This window comes from Clostridium sp. 1001271st1 H5, from assembly GCF_005845215.1.
Taxonomy (GTDB): domain Bacteria; phylum Bacillota; class Clostridia; order Lachnospirales; family Lachnospiraceae; genus Enterocloster.
In genome coordinates, this window is sequence record NZ_SPHO01000013.1 from 62,907 (window position 1) to 76,160 (window position 13,254).

General features: G+C 51.1%; 14 protein-coding genes. 12 read left to right on the forward strand and 2 right to left on the reverse strand.

Going from position 1 to position 13,254, the window contains the following annotated elements; translation table 11 throughout:
- The first annotated feature begins 121 nt into the window (after positions 1–121).
- The 4 genes from FGS84_RS19310 (at position 122) to dhaM (ending at position 2,551) form a co-directional block, all read left to right on the forward strand.
- A complete protein-coding gene (locus FGS84_RS19310) occupies positions 122–313 on the forward strand; it encodes a hypothetical protein (RefSeq protein ID WP_002569410.1) in 192 nt (63 codons plus the stop codon).
- 164 nt (positions 314–477) lie between these two features.
- Complete coding sequence (gene dhaK, locus FGS84_RS19315; RefSeq protein ID WP_138310030.1) at positions 478–1,464, forward strand: dihydroxyacetone kinase subunit DhaK; 987 nt, start codon at positions 478–480, stop codon at positions 1,462–1,464.
- A gap of 52 nt (positions 1,465–1,516) precedes the next feature.
- On the forward strand, positions 1,517–2,140 hold the full coding sequence (gene dhaL, locus FGS84_RS19320; RefSeq protein ID WP_138310031.1) for a dihydroxyacetone kinase subunit DhaL: 624 nt from the start codon (positions 1,517–1,519) through the stop codon (positions 2,138–2,140).
- Between the two features lie 30 nt (positions 2,141–2,170).
- A complete protein-coding gene (dhaM, locus tag FGS84_RS19325) occupies positions 2,171–2,551 on the forward strand; it encodes a dihydroxyacetone kinase phosphoryl donor subunit DhaM (RefSeq protein WP_138310032.1) in 381 nt (126 codons plus the stop codon).
- 72 nt (positions 2,552–2,623) lie between these two features.
- Here the strand turns inward: dhaM and FGS84_RS19330 are convergent, their stop codons facing one another.
- Both FGS84_RS19330 and FGS84_RS19335 read right to left on the reverse strand, forming a co-directional pair.
- Positions 2,624–2,974: a NusG domain II-containing protein gene (locus FGS84_RS19330; protein ID WP_138310033.1), complete on the reverse strand. Its 351-nt coding sequence runs from the start codon at positions 2,972–2,974 to the stop codon at positions 2,624–2,626.
- Positions 2,971–3,474, reverse strand: a complete 504-nt coding sequence (locus FGS84_RS19335; RefSeq protein ID WP_138310034.1) for a hypothetical protein — start codon at positions 3,472–3,474, stop codon at positions 2,971–2,973. Before FGS84_RS19335 ends, FGS84_RS19330 begins: the two co-directional genes overlap by 4 nt.
- Positions 3,475–4,002: 528 nt before the next feature.
- Between FGS84_RS19335 and FGS84_RS19340 the strand changes: the two genes are divergently transcribed.
- The 8 genes from FGS84_RS19340 to FGS84_RS19375 all read left to right on the forward strand — a co-directional run bounded on the left by FGS84_RS19340 (position 4,003) and on the right by FGS84_RS19375 (position 13,230).
- Positions 4,003–4,539, forward strand: a complete 537-nt coding sequence (locus tag FGS84_RS19340; protein WP_138310035.1) for a Gx transporter family protein — start codon at positions 4,003–4,005, stop codon at positions 4,537–4,539.
- Positions 4,540–4,675: 136 nt separating this feature from the next.
- Complete coding sequence (gene galT, locus FGS84_RS19345; protein ID WP_227146969.1) at positions 4,676–6,196, forward strand: UDP-glucose--hexose-1-phosphate uridylyltransferase; 1,521 nt, start codon at positions 4,676–4,678, stop codon at positions 6,194–6,196.
- A 446-nt stretch (positions 6,197–6,642) separates the two neighbouring features.
- Positions 6,643–7,092, forward strand: a complete 450-nt coding sequence (locus FGS84_RS19350) for a fructose PTS transporter subunit IIA (RefSeq protein WP_138310036.1) — start codon at positions 6,643–6,645, stop codon at positions 7,090–7,092.
- Positions 7,093–7,096: 4 nt separating this feature from the next.
- Positions 7,097–8,161, forward strand: a complete 1,065-nt coding sequence (locus FGS84_RS19355) for a PTS fructose transporter subunit EIIC (protein ID WP_138310037.1) — start codon at positions 7,097–7,099, stop codon at positions 8,159–8,161.
- 63 nt (positions 8,162–8,224) lie between these two features.
- The gene (locus FGS84_RS19360; RefSeq protein WP_002569400.1) at positions 8,225–8,533 is read left to right on the forward strand and encodes a PTS fructose-like transporter subunit IIB; all 309 of its coding nucleotides are present in this window, start codon (positions 8,225–8,227) and stop codon (positions 8,531–8,533) included.
- 121 nt (positions 8,534–8,654) lie between these two features.
- Positions 8,655–10,691 (forward strand): PTS sugar transporter subunit IIA, encoded by a 2,037-nt coding sequence (locus FGS84_RS19365; RefSeq protein WP_138310038.1) that lies wholly within the window; start codon positions 8,655–8,657, stop codon positions 10,689–10,691.
- Between the two features lie 518 nt (positions 10,692–11,209).
- Positions 11,210–11,881, forward strand: coding sequence for a DUF6198 family protein (locus tag FGS84_RS19370; protein ID WP_138310039.1), 672 nt, complete (start codon positions 11,210–11,212; stop codon positions 11,879–11,881).
- Complete coding sequence (locus FGS84_RS19375) at positions 11,878–13,230, forward strand: amidohydrolase (RefSeq protein ID WP_138310040.1); 1,353 nt, start codon at positions 11,878–11,880, stop codon at positions 13,228–13,230. The genes FGS84_RS19370 and FGS84_RS19375 overlap by 4 nt, the downstream gene beginning before the upstream one ends.
- Positions 13,231–13,254: the final 24 nt, after the last annotated feature.

The following is a 13,254-nucleotide window of genomic DNA, read 5'->3' on the forward strand; positions in this document are numbered from 1 at the left end:
TCTGAGACAGCAGGAGTACACCGGTCAGTCGGCAGCCGCCATCAGGCGGCGGCCGGCTTACTGCAGGTTAATGGATGGCGGTCCGGATGGAGCGGCATCCGAATTAGAAGGAGGGCTTTAAATGGAGAAGAAACTGGACATTAATAACATGAACGGAATAACCGAGGAAGAGGATAAGACCTGCGGACTCAATGATATGAATTGCCTGGAAGGGGAAGAGGATAAGACCTGCGGACTCAACGACATGAACTGCGTGGAGGAGGAAGAGGACAAAACCTGCGGACTTAACGACATGAACTGTCTGGGTGAGTAACGGAAACAGTGCAGGGCAGAGGCTATGCGGAGGAGATGTACGGGCGGAGATGAATCCGTCCGGCGCTCCTGCCGCAGGTCCCTGCTTTACGTGGTTCATGAACCAATTGGAAAGCTGCTGCCCCATTTGGCGCAGCCCATAAAATAGAAGGGGGTTTTCGCAATATGAAAAAATTTATCAATGATGTGGCGCTGGTAGAAGACCAGATGATACAGGGGATGGTTAAGGCGTATCCGGGTTATCTGAGAAAGCTGGACTGCGGCAACGTGGTGGTCAGAGCCAATAAGAAGGAAGGCAGGGTGGCCCTGATTAGCGGAGGCGGAAGCGGACATGAACCGGCTCACGGCGGATATGTGGGAACCGGCATGCTGGATGCGGCTGTGGCAGGCGCAGTGTTCACATCACCTACCCCGGACCAGATTTATGAGGGAATCAAGGCCATTGCCACAGACGCAGGCGTACTCATGGTGGTCAAAAACTATACCGGCGATGTGATGAATTTTGAGATGGCTGCGGAAATGGCTGAGATGGAAGGCATTACCGTGAAGCATGTGGTAACCAATGACGATGTGGCGGTAAAGGACAGTCTGTACACAGTGGGACGCAGGGGCGTGGCCGGAACCGTGTTTGTACATAAGATTGCAGGCGCCATGGCCGAAACCGGCGCTTCACTGGATGAGGTCCATGCAGTGGCGCAGAAGGTAATCGACAATGTGCGCACCATGGGGGCTGCCATTGAACCATGTACGGTTCCGGCGGCAGGCAAGCCGGGATTTGAGCTGTCAGATGATGAGATGGAAGTGGGCATCGGAATCCATGGCGAGCCTGGAACCCACAGGGAGTCCATGAAGACAGCGGACCAGGTGGCGGATATGCTTCTGGAACAGATTCTGGGAGACATTGACTATGAAGGCCGCGAGGTGGCTGTCATGATTAACGGTGCCGGCGCAACACCCCTCATGGAGCTTTTCATCATCAATAACAGGGTTTCGGATGTGCTGGCTGAAAAGGGAATTAAGGTTTATAAGACCTTTGTGGGAGAGTATATGACTTCCATTGAGATGCAGGGATTTTCCATCTCGCTGCTGAGACTGGACGACCAGCTCAAGGAGCTTTTGGATGCACCTGCAGATACGCCGGCCTGGAAGTAACAGGCAGTTATGAGGTCTTAGAATAAATAAAGGGAATGAAAGGTGGGTCATCATGGCAGACAGTAAAAAGGTATTGGAAATCATCAAGGCTATCGGTCTGAAGATGGAGGCCGAGAAGGAATATCTCACAGAGCTGGACCAGCCCATAGGCGACAGTGACCATGGCATTAACATGGCGCGGGGGTTCGCAGCGGTGGAGGGAAAGCTTCCTGCCCTGGAGGGAAAGGATATAGGGACCATTTTAAAGACAGTGGGCATGACTTTGGTATCCACTGTGGGAGGCGCTTCCGGACCCCTGTATGGCTCGGCCTATATGAAGGCGGGCATGGCTCTGGCTGGAAAGGAAGAGATGGATATGGCTGATTTCCTGACCATGATGGATACGGCTGTCCAGGCAGTGGAACAAAGAGGCAAGGCCACTGTGGAGGAAGCCACCATGCTGGATGCCATGATTCCTTCCCTGAACGCCATGAAAGACGGGGCGGCAGAGGGAAAGAGCACCAGGGAGGTGCTGGAGGCCGGAGTCAGGGCAGCCTGGGCCGGTGCAGAGCACACCAAGGACCTGGTAGCGACCAAAGGCCGGGCCAGCTATGTGGGAGAGAGAGGACTGGGGCACCAGGACCCGGGAGCAACTTCTTATTCCTATATGCTGGAAGTCATTGCGGGGCTTGTCTAGGGGGTCCGGCTGAAAGGAGCAGCAGTACATATGGTAGGATTTGTGATTGTATCCCACAGTGAGAATCTGGCAAAGAGCGTGGTGGAGCTGACCGCCCTCATGGCACCCAGCGCAAAAATCGCGCCGGCCGGGGGTATGGATGACGGAGGCTTTGGAACCAGTTTTGAGAAGATACAGGCAGCCATTGAGTCTGTGTATTCCGATGACGGGGTTCTTGTTCTGGTGGATTTGGGAAGCGCTGTCATGACCACGGAAATGGTCATTGAGATGTTTGAGGGAAAGAAGGTGGAGATGGTGGACTGCCCCCTGGTGGAGGGCGCTGTGGTTGCCACCATTGATTCTGTAGGCGGAATGAGTTTTGAGGATATCAAGACAGCTCTGGCCGGAGTTGGAACGGCCAAGAAGTTTTAGGCTATGGGCTGAAGGAACGTGCTGAAAGGATATGAAAAGCAGGCGGGGAAATCAGGGCATTTTAAACATGCTCTAGTCCCCGCCTGTTATGGTTACTATCATCTGATTGGGAAGGCACACAATAGTATCGCTGTTTAAGTGCTTTTTTCCCTGATGGACACAGACCTTGTCAGGGCAGCTGGCATCGCTGCACCAAATTTCCCCGTCCTTTACAATCAGGTGGTTGGTGCCGCCGTTGGATGAGGTAACAGTTATCTCTGTATCTTTACTGAGCTCCAGTGTTTCCACCACAATCCCGTCCACAGACACCTGGGCAATGGCTGCCGGTGCGCGGCGGATAAAGTGGTTGATGCCAACGGCGGCAGCTGCAATCAGAAGAATGGCAGCTGCCAGAATCAGGTCGCGTTTTTGTACTAGTTTCATTTGATTTCTGCCTGTTGCAGGCATTCCTCCACTCCGTTCATAAATGGATACACATTGATGCTGACTGAGGACACGGCGTCGGTGGTGTATCCATCCTCACCAGCCAGGCCGGCCAGACGCTGGTGTTCTATCAGATACCGGCAGACGCTGTCTGCCTGGGTTTTCCAGACAGGACCATCCGGTGTCATGATATACTTGCCTTCCATGGAAAGCTTCTGCTTGCTTTCGCCGTCACTGTTAAAGGAATCCCAGACACAGGATACGATGATGCCGTCGGAGACGGTGAGGGTGGTCCTGTCACGGAAACCGTTTGAGTCCGGTTCAGCCTCATGGGTATAGATGCCGTCGGCCAGAGGCACCTCAGGACTGGCTGTGGTTACAGGTCCTCTTAAGGCTTTATACAAAGGGTCTGATACAGCAATCACTGCTAAGGACAGCACTGCCATGACCGCGATGCCTATCAGACTTCTGGCATTGGCGCTGATGGTATTTCTGTTCATGGAAAACACTCCTTTGATAATATAATAGTATGCCCCGGAGGCGGAATAACCGCGGCGCATGGGATAGGGCACATTGTTTATTTTATCACAATGTGATACGGTATACAATCAGTTTTCCCTTAAGCAGCGGTGGAAATTCATTCCTGCCATGGCTGGTCCGCTGTTATTGCATTTTGATCAGGCTGGCTGCTGCCGGAAACCCCTGTTCCATGCAGCCGGACATAGCTGTGATGATGGCTTCATCCCGGTTTATTCCGTTTGTCAGGTATTTCCTGATTGGTTCAATTCTAGCAAAAAAGCTGTTTATTGTCCAGGGTGCTTTCCTTATTCAGGCACTATAGAAGATTTTGCGTAGAAGATTTGGATTGGGCATGGTATACTGTAGTATGCTTATAACTTAATCCCTGCCACCTGTCCTGGAGCATGCCTTAAAAATCATTGCGCCCGTCTGACCGCCCCGCTTTGCGGACCAGGGAGGACAGAGGACTGGTGAAGGATGGAATGCCATGATAAAGACGGGAGGAGAACATGCCTAATCATAAAAAGAAAGTTACAGAATCCCATACGTCTGCCAGAAATGCTGCCCTTTTCGGAATACTGACAGCCCTGGCCCTGGTGCTGGGGTATGTGGAGTCACTGGTGCCGGTATATCTGGGAGCGCCCGGGGTTAAGCTGGGGCTGGCTAATCTTGTGACCATGGTGGGGCTGTACTGTATGGGAACAAAAGAAACAGCCCTTATAAGCGTGGTGCGCATACTTCTGTCAGGTATTCTTTTCGGGCCGCCTTCTGCCATCCTGTTTGGCCTGGCAGGAACAGCCCTGAGCCTGACGGTCATGTCATTTAGCAGGAAATTCAGACTCTTTGGAATGGTGGGAGTCAGCATACTGGGGGGCGTGGCCCATAACATCGGTCAGTTTCTCATGGCAGCCTTTGTGGTGAATACCTTTGGCGTATTTTCGTATCTGCCGGTGCTTCTGACGGCCGGGTGTGCGGCCGGGGCCTTGATTGGCCTGCTGGGCGGTATTCTGGTGGGAAGAGTAAACCGGTTTTTCCGCTCCGTTTAACGGATTGCAGCAGGAAAAGTAAGGGTATAAAAGTAAAAAAGTGCATTGTAGTTCCCGGGGCCGAGGGCTATAATGAAAGAAAACCGCTGTAATAGACTGCGGTGTGATGCAAAGAGTGTACAGGGAGGGTAATTCTATGGTTCATGATGCGATTAAGGGATTGGTACAGTATGGACTGGATAAGGGGCTTATATCTGAGGTGGACGCTGTCTATGCCAGGAACCAGATTCTGGATGTGATGGGGATGGATGAGTATGAGGAGCCCCGGGGCACGGTTGAGAGCGGGAATCTGGAGGCCATTTTAAAGGAGCTTCTGGACTGTGCTGCCGTGACAGGCGTGCTTAAGGAGGACAGTGTGGTCTACCGGGACCTTCTTGACACTAAGCTGATGAACTGTCTGATGCCGAGGCCCAATGAGGTGGTGAAGGAGTTCTGGAAACGATATGAGGAATCTCCTGAGAAGGCCACGGACTGGTATTATGGCTTCAGCCAGGATTCCGATTATATCCGCAGGTACCGTATTGCAAGGGATATGAAGTGGACCACGGATACACGTTACGGCACATTGGATATTACGGTAAACCTGTCCAAGCCGGAAAAGGACCCAAAGGCCATTGCAGCGGCCAAGCTGGCCAGGCAGAGCGGCTATCCTAAATGTCAGCTGTGCATGGAAAACGTGGGATATGCAGGGCGGACCAACCATCCGGCCCGGAATAACCACAGAATCATTCCCATCACCATCAATGACAGCCCGTGGGGATTCCAGTATTCTCCCTATGTATATTATAATGAGCACTGCATCGTGTTCAACGGACAGCATGTGCCTATGAAAATCGATAAGGCGGCATTCAGAAAGCTGTTTGACTTTATCAGGCAGTTTCCCCATTATTTCCTGGGCTCCAATGCAGATCTCCCCATTGTGGGCGGCTCCATCCTGAGCCATGACCATTTTCAGGGCGGACATTATACCTTTGCCATGGCGAAAGCGCCCATAGAGAAGCATTTTTCCATAAAAGGGTATGAGGACGTGGAAGCAGGCATTGTGTTCTGGCCCATGTCTGTGCTGCGGCTTCGGGCAGCAGACCCGGACAGACTGACAGAACTGGGGGATGTGGTGCTGGGAGCATGGAGGGGTTATACGGATAAGGATGCATTTATCTTTGCTGAGACAGAGGGAGAGCCCCATAATACCATCACGCCCATTGCCAGAAAGGTTGATGATACCTTTGAACTGGATTTAGTGCTGCGCAATAATATTACGACAGAGGAATTTCCGCTGGGGGTATATCATCCCCACCAGGAACTGCACCATATAAAGAAAGAGAACATTGGCCTGATTGAGGTCATGGGACTGGCTGTACTTCCCTCCAGGCTTAAGACGGAACTGGCTAGGCTGGGAGAATATATGGTGGAGGGCAGGGATATACGCAGCGATGAAGTCCTTGAGAAACACGCTGACTGGGTGGAGGAATTCCTGCCCGGGTATCAGGAAAAAGGCGTCCGGGTGACAAAGGATAATGTGTGGCCCATCCTGCAGGAGGAAGTGGGAAATGTGTTTGCCCGGGTCCTGGAGGATGCAGGCGTCTACAAATGTGATGAAAATGGACGGATGGCATTTGCCAGATTCCTTCATTCCGTGGGGTTTGAAGAGGCGTAAACTGCATGGACGGGGGATGCATCTGCATGGACCTTTGAGTTCAACATTGGCATTGAAATTAAACAATTTTTGAAATTGCACATCTGAATTTTCAGGTACAGGGGCATGAGGCGGAACCACATCCGCCTTCATGCCCCTGTTATTGTATTACATAGGCGGCGCTGCATTGCATGGACAACCGGGGGTACAACGGCTGGATAAGACGCTGACAAAGCAGGGAGCAGGGGTGTTTATTTGTGTAAAAATTTTTTGCAAATCTTCTATCTGTTCAAAATGCCGGTCCTGGATTATGATAATGCATGTAAGGGACGGCACAAGACAGACAGGACTTAAACATAACAGTGCCGGACACATTTTCTTAAGCGCTTAAGAAGAAACAAACACCAGTGACAAACAGGAAAAAGAATGAAAAGACAAATTCCGGAAGAGCCGGAAGGAGGCAAGGGATGAGTAAGTTAATTAATGAGAACTGTATCGTATTCGATATGGAAGGCAGTAAAAAGGATATCATAAGAACCCTGTCAGGGGAGCTGTACAGGGCCGGAAAAATTACAGACACAGAGGAATTTTACCAGGATGTACTGGCAAGGGAAGCCATTACCCCTACCTTCGTGGGATTTGACATGGGCCTTCCCCATGGGAAGACCGACCATGTGCTGGAGGCCAGCGTATGCTTCGGACGTACCAAGGAACCGGTGGTCTGGAACGAGGAGACAGGGGAGACAGCGGATTTAATCATTCTCATTGCAGTACCCTTAAGCGAGGCAGGGGATACACACTTAAAGATACTGGCCAATCTCTCCAGAAGGCTTATGCATGAGGAGTTCAGGGAGTCTTTGAGAAGAAGCACCAGGGAACAGGTGTACACCATATTAGAAGAAGTTCTGGAGGGGTAAGAAAATGAAAGAGCAGCTGAAGATTTTAAAGAAACATATATTGACAGGTACGTCCCACATGATTCCGTTTATTGTGGCCGGCGGTATCCTTTTCTCTCTGGCAGTTATGCTGAATCCGGCCGGCGCAGCCACACCTGAAACCGGCTGGCTGGCAGGTCTGGCACAGATTGGTCTGGGCGGACTGACACTGTTTGTCCCTGTATTGGGCGGTTATATCGCTTACTCCATTGCCGACAAACCAGGTCTGGCCCCCGGTATGATTGGAGCTTATCTGGCCAAGGAAATGGGCGCAGGATTCCTTGGCGGCATGGCGGCAGGCCTGATTGCAGGCGTTGTGGTAAAGGAACTGAAGAAAATCAAGCTTCCGATTTCCCTGAAAACCTTAGGTTCCATTTTCATCTATCCTCTGGTGGGCACCCTGGTGACAGGCGGCATCATTGTGTGGGGAATCGGCGGACCCATTGCGGCTATTATGAACGGACTCACCAACTGGCTGTCCGGCCTGGGAGATGTGGGCAAGGTGCCTCTGGCATCCATACTCGGAGCCATGACTGCCTTTGATATGGGCGGCCCTGTCAATAAGGTTGCAACCCTCTTTGCGCAGACACAGGTGGATACGCTTCCCTACCTGATGGGCGGCGTGGGCGTGGCCATCTGTACACCGCCTATCGGCATGGGTATCGCTACCCTGCTGGCCCCCAAGAAGTACAATGTGGAGGAAAAAGAAGCAGGAAAGGCAGCCATCCTGATGGGATGCGTGGGAATCACGGAAGGAGCCATTCCTTTTGCGGCCAACGACCCCTTAAGGGTAATCCCGTCCCTGATTGTGGGAGCTGTTGTGGGAAATATTATCCCATTTCTTGCAGGTGTCTTAAACCATGCGCCCTGGGGCGGACTCATCGTGCTTCCTGTGGTGGAAGGGCGTATCTGGTACTTTATTGCTGTGCTGGCAGGTGGATTTGTGACCGCACTTATGGTAAACTTACTTAAGAAGAACTATGTGGAAGAGTCCGCTGGAAATGATGCGGAACTGGATGACCTGGATGAGATAACATTTGACGAACTGTAGTGAACGGCAGGTTAGATTGAAGGCAGAATTATCATAAAAGATGAACAAAAGGAGGATTTTACAATGAAGGTAGTTGGTATTACATCGTGTCCGTCGGGAGTGGCACATACATATATGGCAGCTGAAGCTTTGAAGCTGTCCGGCGAGAAGCTGGGAATGGAGGTCCTGATAGAGACTCAGGGCGGTGCAGGCGTGGAGAACCAGTTAAAGCAGAAGGATATTGACGAGGCTGTGTGCGTTGTTCTGGTCAATGATGTGGCCCTGGAGGGACTGGACCGCTTCAAGGGAAAAAAAGTCCTGAAAATGGGCGTGTCAGACCTGATTAAGAAATCGGACGCAGTGATGAAGAAGATTCACGATTCATTCCAGTAAACCCAGGAAACATTCCGGTATAATGGATTTCAGGGGAGTATATAAAAATATCATATGACAACAGATAAGAGGAGTGGGGAGCGCTCCTCTTGTCTGCATATGCAGACAGGAGAAGAATGAGATGTTTAATGGGAGAATGCTTAACATTATCCGGTATCTGAAGGAGCATGGGGAGGCCACTTACAAGGAGATGGCCAGGGTCCTGGGGATATCGGAGCGGAGCATCCGATATGATGTGGACCGGATTAACGACATATTATCCCTGGAGCGCCTGCCGGAGATAGAGAAACACTCCAAGGGTCTGCTGCGCTATCCGCAGTCCCTGGACCTTAAGGGCCTGGAGGACGGCAACGAGGTGGTTTATACCAGCAGGGAGCGGATGTCTATCCTTCTTCTGATTCTGCTCATGAGAAATGAGGACTTGAAAATCAACCAGCTCAGCGGGCAGTTCCGGGTTTCGCGCTCCACGGTAAAGAACGACATGGCGGCTCTGGATGAGCGGCTTAAGAAGGACGGATTGGGAATCGGGTATTCCAATCATTTTTATCTGGCCGGGCCAAAGCTTAAGCGCACCACCCTGATGAACCAGGAATTCAGGAAATACATTGAATATCTAATTAACCCTTTTACAGAGTACAACTCCTATGAATTTTACTGCATCCATATCATCCATAAGGCCTTTGAGGGCGTCTCCATTGCCAATGTGGTGATGGCGGTGGACGGTCTGCTGGAGGAGCTTAAGTGTACCCTGACCAGCAGTTCCTATCTGTGGTATATGTCAAATGTGGTGGTGCTGGTGTGGTTCATCCTCCATGACAAGGACTATCCGCTGGATATTACGGTGATGCCGGACTATGACCGGGAGGTGTATGAGCGGTTTGGGGAGAAGCTGGGCTCCATCATCGGAAAGCCTGTGTCAGGGGAACATATGGCTATGATGGCAAAGATGTTTGACTTTACCAATAAAATGGCGGGGGGGACGGCGGAGGTAGACCCGGTACACACCCAGGAGGTGACGTTTTCCCTGATTTCCGCCATGTCCAGGCGGATGAACATGCCCTTTGACAAGGACACAACCCTGGTGGAAGGGCTGCTGAACCACATGATTCCCCTGATACAGAGAATCAATAACCATGTGGACATCCACGACAATGTCAGCTCCCTTATGCGGCCTGAGGAGCAGCAGTTCTTAAGCATTGTGAAGCAGTGCTGCAAGGAAACGGACACGCTTCTGAATCTGGAAAATGAGGATGAGCTGGTATACCTGACCATCTGCTTCATGGCCAGCATCCGCAGGATGAAGGGAACCCCCTATAAGAAGGTGCTGCTGGTGTGCGGCCATGGATATGGGACCACCACCATGCTGAAGGAATCACTGCTCAGCGAGTACCAGATTCATATTGTGGACACACTCCCCATTTATAAGCTTTCATCCTATCCGGACTGGGCAGCCATTGATTACGTGCTGTCCACCATCCGCATTAACAACAGCCTGCCCAGGCCCTGCCTCACGGTGAACCCCATACTCCAGACCGAGGACAGGGCTGCCATGGACCGGCTTGGCATACCCAGGAAATCCCTTTTGTCCAGCTATTATTCCATTGAGGAAAAACTGGGGTTCCTGGATGAGAATACCAGGGCCAGGGTGATGGACGTGGTGAAGAAGGAGCTGGGATATCAGACTGTCCAAGTATTTCACAGCCCCAAGAGCTTCAGCAGTTTCCTGAAGTTTGACTGTATCATGAGGGCGGACCAGGTGTCTGACTGGCGGGATGCGGTCCATATGAGCGCCGGGCTTCTGGTAAAGCGCGGTTTTGTGGAGGAATCCTATGTTTCCAATATGCTCGGATTCATAGAGGAGCAGGGCTTTTATGCTGTCTCGGATGACTCCTTTGCCCTTCTGCACGGAAAGGGGGCGGAGGGAATCCTTAAGACCAGCCTCAGTCTTCTGGTCACCAGGGAGCCGGTGGAATTTGGGGAGAAAAAGGCGCGGGTCATATTCTGCCTGGCCAGCAAGGATGGGAAGGAGCACATACCTGCTGTGGTCACGCTGATGCGCATGGTGAAGACAACGGCTCTGATTCACGACCTGGAGCAGAGCCGGTCAGCGGAGGAAATATATCAGACTGTGCTGGATTGTGAGTTTGAAGTGTTATGACAAATGGAAAATGTACAGCGGATGACTGGGGTGAATGAGAAAACGGTTTGTGCAACATGCTTAAAAACCAGCTGATTTATTGTGATATAGCGATATTCTTTTATGAGAATATTGACTTTTGTTCCTGGATTGGTATAATCGTGGAGTAAATAGTTGAGTGCAGAGCTTCGGCTTGATTTTGTACAACATGAGTTTGTGGACCTTTCTTTATCAAAGGTCGATGGACTTATGTTGTTTTTTTTGTCCTAAAATAAAATTGGGAGGGGAAAACGGACGGGGTGAATGCACGGATTACTATTATTTTTCCAAAAGACAGGAGTGTACACTCACACCATATTCCTGCCGGTCGTACTATTCTAGAAATCCGGCGGGAAATGGACTACTTCCGGCCAGCCTGCTCCGGCGTGGCGAAGGGCCTGATTCCGGAATTACACATATATGTGTACCGCGCGAAAATTCCGGAACGAGCAGGAGGCTGAACGCAAACCAAATGAAAAGAAAGCGGAGGTTACTCAATTATGTCTAATGGTACTAATTATGCAAAGGATTCAAAAATGACCAGGCGTTATATCATGCTTCTTATTGGAATTTTCTTTATGGGGACGGGAATTTCCCTGATTATTAAATCAGGAACAGGTACATCTCCAATGAGCAGCCTGACCAATGTCATGACCCAGATATGTCCCTTGCTGACATTGGGTATGTACACGTTTTTGCTGAATGTATTGTTTTTTATCGGGGAATTCATTGTGGACCTTAAGAGCTTTTCAGCGTCCAAGTTCCTGCAGCTGATTCCTACCTTTTTCCTGAGCATTGCAGTGGATTTCAACATGTTCCTTGTAAGGGGACTTCATCCTGAAACCTATATGCTGAAGCTGGTGGTGCTCATTATCGGATGCATGTTCTTTGGACTGAGCATTGCGTTCATGGTTTCGGCGGATGTGATTCTTATGCCCGGTGAAGCTTTGATTAAGATTATCTCTGTAAAGTACCAGAAGGAATACGGCAATGTGAAGACCGCAGTGGATGTTTCCCTGGTGGTGCTGGCGGTAATCGTATCACTTATTTTCCTGAACACCATATACGGCGTCAGGGAAGGTACCTTGATTGCAGCATTCACAATCGGTAATTTTTCCCGGTTTTTCAGAGGTTACACAAATAAGCTGGTAAGGGAGGTTGCGCTGCAGTGAGAGAAGGATACCATAACCTGCACATCATAACCGTGGATGGGCAGGACCGTATATACGAGGATGGCGGCATCCTCTACGAGGACGGAGTGATTACCCATGTGGGGGACAGGGCTTACATAGAGGGGAAGGCAAAGGAACTTTACATTGAGCTTAAGGACGGAAAGGGAAGATATCTGTTTCCGGGACTTATCAATACCCACACCCATCTGTATCAGGATATCATGAAGGGGATGGGAAGCGACCTGAGCCTGGAGGAATGGTTCCCCAAGTCCATGGCCCCGGCAGGAGCCGTGCTCCGGGAGAGGCATGTGGCGGCAGGCGTAAGGCTTGGGCTGGCGGAAGCCATCCGCTGCGGCGTGACCACGGTGGCGGATTATATGCAGCTGCAGCCTGTAAAAGGGCTGGGTAAACTGGAACTCACGATTGCAAAAGAGATGGGTGTCAGAATGGTGTACGGCCGGGGCTACCGGGATATCGGCAAAAAAGAACTGGTGGAAAAGCCGGAGGATGTATTTGCGGATGTAACGGCCCTGAAGGAGGAATTTGAAGGGGACGGCATGTTCCGTATATGGCTGGCCCCGGCAGCCGGATGGGGAGCCAGTACCGGGCTTCTTAGGGCGACCAGGGAATATGCGGACCGGAATGACACGCCTGTTATGATGCATATGTTTGAGACAGGAACAGATGATGCAATCAGCCGGGAAAGGAACGGCAAGAGCGCCATCCGCCATTACGAGGAAACCGGCCTGCTGGGTCCCGGCCTGCTGGCCGTACATTCGGTAGCCATTGGGGAAGAGGAAATCAGGGCCTATGCAAGGAACCAGGTGTCTGTCTCCTACAATCCCATTGCCAATATGTATCTTGCATCCGGCGTGGCACCTGTGGGGGAGATGCTGAAGGCAGGGATTACAGTGGCAATCGGCACGGACGGAGCAGGCTCCAACAATGACAACGACATGCTGGAGGCCATGAAGTTTGGGGCTCTGCTGCAAAAGACCTTCCACAAAGACCCGCTGGCCATGACTGCGGGAGGAATGCTCAGGATGGCCACCATAGAAGGGGCCAGGGCATTGGGAATGGACCGGATAACGGGATCCGTTGAAGAGGGAAAGAAGGCGGACTTTTTCCTGTTTGACCCGTCTAAGAGCGTAAAGTCATGCCCGGTCCATGACATTGTGGCAACACTGATTTATTCAGGGGACCATAAGGCAGTGGACACAGTGGTTATTAACGGAAACACGGTTTTGGAGGACGGCAGGTTCCTTCTGGCAGATGAGAAAGAGATTCTGGATGACGCTCAGCTTATGGCTGATGATTTGGTAAGGTGCATACAGGAGAATCAGGGATAAAAACAGAACACAGATGAAATGAGG

What these genes read in the sequence shown, in the direction of transcription:
- FGS84_RS19310 (WP_002569410.1), top strand. Translation starts at nt 122, where the DNA reads ATGGAGAAGAAACTGGACATTAATAACATGAACGGAATAACCGAGGAA.
- dhaK (WP_138310030.1), top strand. Translation starts at nt 478, where the DNA reads ATGAAAAAATTTATCAATGATGTGGCGCTGGTAGAAGACCAGATGATA.
- dhaL (WP_138310031.1), top strand. Translation starts at nt 1,517, where the DNA reads ATGGCAGACAGTAAAAAGGTATTGGAAATCATCAAGGCTATCGGTCTG.
- dhaM (WP_138310032.1), top strand. Translation starts at nt 2,171, where the DNA reads ATGGTAGGATTTGTGATTGTATCCCACAGTGAGAATCTGGCAAAGAGC.
- FGS84_RS19330 (WP_138310033.1), bottom strand. Translation starts at nt 2,974, where the DNA reads ATGAAACTAGTACAAAAACGCGACCTGATTCTGGCAGCTGCCATTCTT.
- FGS84_RS19335 (WP_138310034.1), bottom strand. Translation starts at nt 3,474, where the DNA reads ATGAACAGAAATACCATCAGCGCCAATGCCAGAAGTCTGATAGGCATC.
- FGS84_RS19340 (WP_138310035.1), top strand. Translation starts at nt 4,003, where the DNA reads ATGCCTAATCATAAAAAGAAAGTTACAGAATCCCATACGTCTGCCAGA.
- galT (WP_227146969.1), top strand. Translation starts at nt 4,676, where the DNA reads ATGGTTCATGATGCGATTAAGGGATTGGTACAGTATGGACTGGATAAG.
- FGS84_RS19350 (WP_138310036.1), top strand. Translation starts at nt 6,643, where the DNA reads ATGAGTAAGTTAATTAATGAGAACTGTATCGTATTCGATATGGAAGGC.
- FGS84_RS19355 (WP_138310037.1), top strand. Translation starts at nt 7,097, where the DNA reads ATGAAAGAGCAGCTGAAGATTTTAAAGAAACATATATTGACAGGTACG.
- FGS84_RS19360 (WP_002569400.1), top strand. Translation starts at nt 8,225, where the DNA reads ATGAAGGTAGTTGGTATTACATCGTGTCCGTCGGGAGTGGCACATACA.
- FGS84_RS19365 (WP_138310038.1), top strand. Translation starts at nt 8,655, where the DNA reads ATGTTTAATGGGAGAATGCTTAACATTATCCGGTATCTGAAGGAGCAT.
- FGS84_RS19370 (WP_138310039.1), top strand. Translation starts at nt 11,210, where the DNA reads ATGTCTAATGGTACTAATTATGCAAAGGATTCAAAAATGACCAGGCGT.